This is a genomic window from Arthrobacter sp. SIMBA_036 (genome assembly GCF_046535135.1).
Lineage (GTDB): Bacteria > Actinomycetota > Actinomycetes > Actinomycetales > Micrococcaceae > Arthrobacter.
Map to the genome: position 1 here is coordinate 1 of NZ_JAWRXG010000025.1, position 7083 is coordinate 7083.

A 7083-nucleotide genomic window follows, 5' to 3' on the forward strand; every position below is an offset into this window, starting at 1 on the left:
GACTGGCAGCGGGACGTGTTGAAGTGGGACGAGTTGTTGGTGCCCCTCGTTGGCTGCGGCGTTCTTATAGCTCCGTTCCAGAGGCGTGTTCTAGCAACCGTTGGGGCGATCCGGGCCTATACCGAAGTCTCAATGACTTTGAGGTGGCTCTCCCCGTACCAGGTCCAGCGCATGATCGTAGTTCATTGTCAGAGTTGGCAGGCCGAGATCCAGCCGTCTTTGCGCAACCTCGATCACCGAGACGCTCGTGCGTGTGGTTATGCTGACCTCCGGAAAATTCTCGTTGATTACTTTCCAGTGCGCACCAGAGATGGTGTGGGTCAGGACATCTCCATAAAACATGCCTATTGGCCTTACCAAGGCTGACAGAGGCGTCGTGTTTTCCGCGCTTTCAATCAGAGAATCAATTGTTGTGAGTCCCTGTCGCGAGCGAGGAAGAGACAGCCCCTTCCGCTGGCAGTACTCGAGCAGCTCATCGTAGCCTCCAACGTTCGTTGGGGGTGGTAGGGGCTTGCCGGGAGTCTCAGGTCGGTACTCGGCGTATCTTTTGGGCATCCCTGGGGGCAATGACTGCAGCGGTTCCTCGTTTTCGTCCGGGTCAGACATGCGGCCATGCTACTTCACGGTGCGGACCGAACTCCTGCCTCCGACTGATGCGTGGAGAGTGCGGACATGTATTCCATGTAGTTGGCCGATGATGCCAGGGCATGTCGATCGATGGTGGCTGGGGAGTAGCCGAGTGCTTCGGCGATGATGGCCACTGGAGCGAGTTTGGTGAGTTCGTGCAGTGTTCCGAGCCTGGCCGCCCGGCTGCTGAAAGCCTTACTCAATCGATGGGTGAGGGTTGAGGCTTGGATGTGCCGGCCGGGTGAGCCGCCGCGGAATACCCAGTTGCTGTTGGGGTGCGCTGCTGTCTGGTGATGGGTTGGCGTGGCTGCGAGTTCGCGCCAGGGTTCATCGAGCGGCGGTGTTAGTGCGATCTCGACGGCTCCGAAGGTGACCGTGACCAGATCCTCTGTCACGGTGACGTCGTCCCACGTCAGCTGGACGATATCGGAAACCTGCTGCCCGAAGACCAGGACGAGGATGGCTGCTGCGCGGTCCCTCGGGTTGATGTCGGTCGTGTGGCTTAGGTTGTGGACGAGCTCTGCTTGAGCGGCTGCATCGAGTCTTGGGCTGGTGCCGCGGCGGTGGGGCTGCAGCTTCAATGAGGGATCGATGAGGCTGGTTCTGGTTGCCCAGTCGAGGAAGCGTGAGGCGATGCCTCGCGTCGTGGGGCCTTCTGCTTGCCATCGGTCCAGGTGGGCTTGGGTCAGTTCTGCGAGTTCAGTGTCTCGTTCGGTGAGCCAGTTCAGAAGTTCGATAGCTACGGTGACTGACTGTTTGGCCCTCAGGAACGTGCCTTGGGTGACCTCGCCCATCTGGTTCATCCGGCGCTGGTGGTGCCAGCGGATGTAGCGCCGGATGATGTCCCGATTCTTCTGGCTAGTGACCCGCTCGAGTGCCTGCTCGGACCAGTCACTAAACCTTGCGCAGAGTTCATCGCGGCGCGGCAGCGCATTGTGTTCGACCAGCAGTCCTCGGACGTATTCGCGGGTGCGGGATGCCGGCAGTTCGTCGAGGCGTGCGTGTGTGATCACAGGCGCGGCCGCGAGCTGTTGGAGGAAGGCGGTGACGTGTGGTTGCTGGATCCAGGTCATGCCGCTGTTGGCCCGCTTCATGGACTTCAAGGCGGTGGCGACTGCCCGGAGCGCCGGGGAGGGTGGCTGGTTATCCGGTGGACTGAGGAGCCTGTCGACGGTAGCTGCGAGGATGCATGACCAGCATCGGTTCCCTGAGTGGAGTTCATCCTCCCTCCCGCATCCGATGCAGTCGATGTTGAGCTGGACTCCGGAGCAGCTCCGGCATGCCGGCAGCGTGTCGACGCGGCCGGGCAGGACGCCCTCGTGACCGCAGGCGCAGGTGCCTCGGGTTCTTTTGGCCTGCTGGTAGCAGTAGCCGCAGATTCCGCCGTCGGGCCAGCGGACCGCGATTTGGTGGTGTTCAGCGCAGCGTCCGCATGGTTCGGGCCATGTTGCGGGGTCGCTGGCTTTCCGGGGCCTAGGCATCTTCGTCCGGCGGCAGCACGCGGATCCGTCGTGCGATAGGTGCGCCGGGGGCGATTCCCAGGTCTTCCGGCTTCTTCGGTGCATTCGCTGTCTTGGCAGCGCGCATCTGCACGTAGGGTTCGAAGAGGTCGTTGGGCGTGCATTCGAGGATGTCGCAGAGCGCCGCGAAGGTCTGGGCGGGAATGCGTTCGGGTGTTCCGGTGACGAGCCGGTGGACCTGGGCGTTGGAGAGATTGATACCCCGGGATTTCAGCAGGGGGAGAAGCTCGGTGGTCTTCCAGAGGTTGCGTTGGGCCATCAGTTGCCGGAGGTTCCAGCGGTAGCCGATCCGTCGCTGTTCAGCCATGGCCGTTCCCCTCGTCAGTGCCGCCGCTGCGTAGCCGCTGGGCGATCATTTTCTGGATGGTCTTCTGTTTGAAGTCCGCCGACACGGAAGTATAGAGGGCCGTGGTGGAGGAGTAGCTGTGCCCGACCTGCTGCTGGATGAACAGCGGGTCGTAGCCGGCCTCGATCAAGTGCGTCACGTACGAATGCCGCAGCGTGTGCAGGGACAGTTCCTCCGGGAGGCCCGCGATTTTCCTCACGCGCTGAAAGGAGCGGTCGAAGTTGCGGTAAACCGTGGAGCCGGAGCGTTCCGAGGGCCACAGGCTGGCCGATCGGTCGGCGGTGGGGAAACGTTTGCGGCCGTCAGGGGAGAGCCAGTATTCAAGGAGCCCGACGACCCAATCGAATTCGGGGACAGTTAGAACGGTGCGGCGGCGGGGGCCTGAGCCCTTGGTTCCCTTGGCCCAGCGCACTTGGAGCGCCCCGAACCGGCCGAAAGACTCAACGTGCGGGTTGGGCCCGAAGTCGACGTATTCGAGCATGGCCAGTTCCCGCCGCCGGAGCCCGTAGGCGTAGGCGACTTTGAACGCCGTCGAGTCCCTTAGGGCTGGAAGCCATCGCTTGGATCCCTTGGCGAACTCGGTGTCGACCAGGTCGTCGGCGGCGTCGAAGAAGGTCTGCAGCTCAGCCCTGGTGAACGCCCGGCGGCGTGCCGGCATCGCATCATCCGTTGTGTGCCGGGGCGAGTTCCACTCGAAGACGACCTGCACCGGGATGTCCGAGAAAACCCGTTCGCAGAAGGCCGCCCAACCGTAACGTCCATCCGTCAGGTAGGAGCAGAACGCCCTGATGGCGCCGGAATTAGCCCTCAGGGTTGATAAAGCCAGACCTTTCTCGGAGCTGCGCCGGTCCGCCAGGAACTCATCCACGTGGTGCGCGGACCACGTCCACGGGTACTCATTCGCATGCTCCTGGAACCGCTGGACCGTCCCGCACGAGCTCTTGATATACGACGTCGACAACCCGCGCGCCAGCATCTGTGCCCGCCAGCCATCAAGCATCGCTTCAAAGACGCGATCCTCGGCACGCAGCAGCCCGACATTCACGTTGGTCAGAAAGGCCGGAATCCGCCCAGGTTCGATACTCACTGACCCAACTGTACGCAAAAATCTCTCATCTAATGAGAGATTACGTTGCTGAGCCGCGCCACCGCGCGCACTCCGTCGCGGCAGCTAATGGACGCCAACAATCGCCAGGCGCATCTGACGTGCGAAAACGCCGGAAGGCAGGTTGGGACGGGTTCTCTCATCTACTTCTACTCGTCCTGCTTAGACGCCGATAACTTATCTTATGTCAACCAGTAATGACACTAAGTGCGAATCGTGCACATCGTGAGCTTTCGGGGAACGTATTGACGCTCTCCCCTAATGAGTACTTGACCTGCAGATTCATTTTGATGTTAGGGCGCCGGGGAACAGCGGGAGTGAGTTCCGTGGAGCGCCTTGATGGCTCGCACTAAGTGGCCTGCGAGCAGCCTTTTTGCCAGCAGTGATTGCGGTTCTCGCAATCTGCGTGCGAAGATCGCAAAGAGCTGCGATGAGGCAAGGACTGACCATGGCGCAGGATGATGAGAATGTTCTGTTTGTTCCTTTCGGCGGCGAAGCGCCGGATCCGGAGTCGTTCCTGACGCTTGTCCTGGATGGCTGGGAGCGCCAGCAGCGCGCGAAGGATTTCTCGCCGTCGACTATCCGCACCAGGCGGAACGTCGTGCTGAGCCTCGTGGACTTTTCCGGCCGGTATCCATGGCAGTGGACGTTGGGCGACGCGGACGATTTTTTCTCTCATGCGCGTGCTGTGCGAAATCTGTCCCATGGGACGGTCCGGTCTTACCAAGGTGCGGTGAAGTTGTTTTGCGACTATGCCTGCAGCCCGCACTATGACTGGTGTGAGCAGAGTGCGAGGCTCTTTGGTCAGGTCTTTGCCCAGGTGGTAACCGAGCTGAACCGGGTGACGCACGCGCAGCCCACCGAAGCCCGTCCTGCCAAGCGGCCATTTAGCCAGCGTGAGCTGCAGGAGCTGTTTGATCTGGCCGACCTTGAGGTCGTGCGGATCCTGGACTCGGGCCGCAAGGGTGCACTGGCTGCCTGGCGTGATGCGATTGCGTTCAAGACAGCTTACGGATGGGGATTGCGCTCGGACGAACTGCGCCACTTGCAGGTGGCGGACTTTTCGCGCAACGGCAAGGCTCCGTTTCTTGGAGACCATGGCGTACTCCGGGTGCGCTGGGGCAAGCCGCACCGCGGCTCCGCGAAGAAGGTCCGTTCCGTCCTGACGGTTTGGGAGTGGTCCGCTGAAATGGTTGCCGATTGGATCAGGAACGGACTCCCCCGCTATGGGCATCCCGTCACAGACCTCTTCCCTACCAGCGCGGGAAAAATTGTTGGCGAATCACATCTGATCGGCCGGCTCCATGACCTTGTAGACGAGCTGGGGCTCCCGCCGGGACTGGACCTGCACTCTTTCCGCCGTTCGTATGCCACCCACCTGGTTACCGGTGAGGGTTTCGATGTGGCTTTCGTTCAGCTGCAGCTCGGCCACGAGCACGCGGCCACGACCTCGATCTACACCCTGCCCTCCCCCGACTACCAGCGCCTCGCACTTGAGCGGGTGCATGAACGAATCATCAATGCGGCCCTGGAACTGCGCGAGAGGAAACACTAATGAGCAGACGAGAGATCGACTACACCTGGCGGGTCCGCGAGATCATGGCACGCCGCGGGGTCCATACGGCCAAGGAACTCGCCGCCCTATTGCACGATCGCGGCATCACCTTGACCGCCAATGCCATTTGGCGGATCGTGACCCAGGAACCTGAACGGATCTCCTTCAAGGTCCTCGTTGCACTCTGCGATGCCCTGGACGTAACGCCGAACGACCTGATCACCTACACGGCCAGCGACACCAAGACCATCCGGCACCACCGCAAAACAGCGACTGGAGATGTCCCGGACATGCGAAACTACCGCCCCGTCCGCGCCCGGATCGTCGAGGACGATGACTAGCCAAGGGCGTCCAGCCACCGGCGGCAACGGCTCCGCACGCCCGCCAACACTCACCGATCTGCCCTCCCCCAAAAAACGCGGCCGACCACGCTCAAGCGGAGACTACACCTGCGCTCGGTGCCACCAGCAAGTCGCCAAGATCCGGGTGCACTGGCCCGACGGCCCAGTCTGCGGAGCCTGCTTCACAGAGGCCACCCACAGCCGCGGGAAGTGCCCCAACTGCGGTGAGACCCGCATGCTCCCTGGCCGCTCGCCAGACCAAGAACCCATCTGCCGCGACTGCGCTGACATCACTACTGCCTTGACCTGCACACGATGCAAACGCGAATCCGAACGGTTCCGGGGCGGTCTCTGCATCCGCTGCACCCTCACAGACGACCTCACGGCAGTGCTCAAACCCAATGATGATTTCCGTCTGCGCCGGCTGATCGGCCTCCTCACCGAAACCGGCAGACCCGAGAGCATCTACACCTACATGCGCCGCGGCACCAAGGCCCGGGAACTACTCGAAGCAATCGGAGACCGAAGTCTCCCGCTCACTCACGAGGCCTTCGATGCCCTTCCCCGGTCCACTGCCGCCGAACACCTGCGCGCCCTGATGGTCCACCACCGCATGATGCCAGGGCGCGGCAATGAAAATCTCACCCGCTTCGAACATTGGCTGGCCACAAGGATCAGCAACCTCCCCGACGACGGCACGAGCCAGGTGATCGAACGCTACGCGGCATGGCACCACCTCAAACGCATCCGGGACAAAGCAACAGACCCGGTCGTGAATCTCGAGACCGTTACCCACGCAGCGAAACAGGACATCACCGAAGCAGGCAAGCTCCTCATCTGGCTCCGTGACTCTCACGGCATCGCAGCGGGCGAACTAAGACAAGCCCACATCGACGAATATCTCAGTACCGGGCCCAGCACCCGCAAGCACATCCGTAATTTTGTCCGGTGGCTCAACCGCGACAGCACACGACGAGGGCACCTCGACGCGCCGGTCCGTCCCGCTCAATCCACGCCAATGATCACTCAGGCGGAACGTATTGAACTCGTGCGCAACTGTCTGGAACACGGCCACGTCATAAGATCCACACGCCTCGCTGGGCTGATCTTGCTGCTCTGGGCACATCCACTGAACAAGATCGTCATGCTCCGCCACGAACACATCAGCATCACTCCCGAGGGCATGCTTCTCAAGCTTGGGACCACGCCGGCCACTATCCCCGCAGCAATAACCGAGATGTTCTGGAGCCAGCGTGAGGGATCTGAGAACCAGAACACGACGAACTCAAATACCTCGTGGCTTTTCCCCGGCACCCGCGCGGGCCAGCACCTTCATCCGGCGACCCTTTCCGAGCGGCTCAAAGTCCTTGGAATCGACGCACAACGGGCCCGAAACGCCACACTCCGCGACCTCACCCAGGAAGTCGACGCCCGAACACTCATTGATCTACTCGACTACAGCCCCGCGGTCATCACACAGCACGCAGCCCGCGCAGCCACGCGAATGTCCGACTACATCGTCTTCAAGAAGAATCAGCGTCCCTAACGCCCGCGCATGGGAAGAAAACGGATAACGTACTTTGCCATCA

Annotated in this window: 7 protein-coding genes; 3 read left to right on the forward strand and 4 right to left on the reverse strand. The window is 61.6% G+C overall.

The genetic code is table 11. From position 1 onward, the window contains the following. Window positions 1-129 precede the first annotated feature (129 nt). The 4 genes from SB659_RS18855 to SB659_RS18870 are packed head-to-tail and all read right to left on the reverse strand — an operon-like array spanning window position 130 to window position 3580. Complete coding sequence (locus tag SB659_RS18855; RefSeq protein ID WP_284974632.1) at window positions 130-606, reverse strand: DUF6278 family protein; 477 nt, start codon at window positions 604-606, stop codon at window positions 130-132. Between the two features lie 14 nt (window positions 607-620). Continuing rightward, window positions 621-2108 (reverse strand): tyrosine-type recombinase/integrase, encoded by a 1488-nt coding sequence (locus SB659_RS18860; RefSeq protein ID WP_284974631.1) that lies wholly within the window; start codon window positions 2106-2108, stop codon window positions 621-623. Next, window positions 2101-2454 (reverse strand): helix-turn-helix domain-containing protein, encoded by a 354-nt coding sequence (locus SB659_RS18865; RefSeq protein WP_144648897.1) that lies wholly within the window; start codon window positions 2452-2454, stop codon window positions 2101-2103. The genes SB659_RS18860 and SB659_RS18865 overlap by 8 nt, the downstream gene beginning before the upstream one ends. Then, window positions 2447-3580, reverse strand: coding sequence for a tyrosine-type recombinase/integrase (locus SB659_RS18870; RefSeq protein WP_284974630.1), 1134 nt, complete (start codon window positions 3578-3580; stop codon window positions 2447-2449). The genes SB659_RS18865 and SB659_RS18870 overlap by 8 nt, the downstream gene beginning before the upstream one ends. Window positions 3581-4046: 466 nt before the next feature. Here SB659_RS18870 and SB659_RS18875 point away from each other — a divergent pair, with 466 nt between their 5' ends. From SB659_RS18875 to SB659_RS18885, 3 genes are all read left to right on the forward strand, one after another. Beyond that, window positions 4047-5153, forward strand: coding sequence for a tyrosine-type recombinase/integrase (locus tag SB659_RS18875; RefSeq protein WP_410551497.1), 1107 nt, complete (start codon window positions 4047-4049; stop codon window positions 5151-5153). Further along, window positions 5153-5494, forward strand: coding sequence for a helix-turn-helix domain-containing protein (locus SB659_RS18880; RefSeq protein WP_410551498.1), 342 nt, complete (start codon window positions 5153-5155; stop codon window positions 5492-5494). Before SB659_RS18875 ends, SB659_RS18880 begins: the two co-directional genes overlap by 1 nt. A 301-nt stretch (window positions 5495-5795) precedes the next feature. Next, window positions 5796-7040, forward strand: coding sequence for a hypothetical protein (locus tag SB659_RS18885; protein ID WP_410551499.1), 1245 nt, complete (start codon window positions 5796-5798; stop codon window positions 7038-7040). Window positions 7041-7083 lie beyond the last annotated feature (43 nt).

Excerpts from the sequence above, each read along its gene's own strand:
- SB659_RS18865 (WP_144648897.1), bottom strand. The coding sequence starts at position 2,454 with ATGGCTGAACAGCGACGGATCGGCTACCGCTGGAACCTCCGGCAACTG.
- SB659_RS18880 (WP_410551498.1), top strand. The coding sequence starts at position 5,153 with ATGAGCAGACGAGAGATCGACTACACCTGGCGGGTCCGCGAGATCATG.
- SB659_RS18860 (WP_284974631.1), bottom strand. The coding sequence starts at position 2,108 with ATGCCTAGGCCCCGGAAAGCCAGCGACCCCGCAACATGGCCCGAACCA.
- SB659_RS18855 (WP_284974632.1), bottom strand. The coding sequence starts at position 606 with ATGTCTGACCCGGACGAAAACGAGGAACCGCTGCAGTCATTGCCCCCA.
- SB659_RS18875 (WP_410551497.1), top strand. The coding sequence starts at position 4,047 with ATGGCGCAGGATGATGAGAATGTTCTGTTTGTTCCTTTCGGCGGCGAA.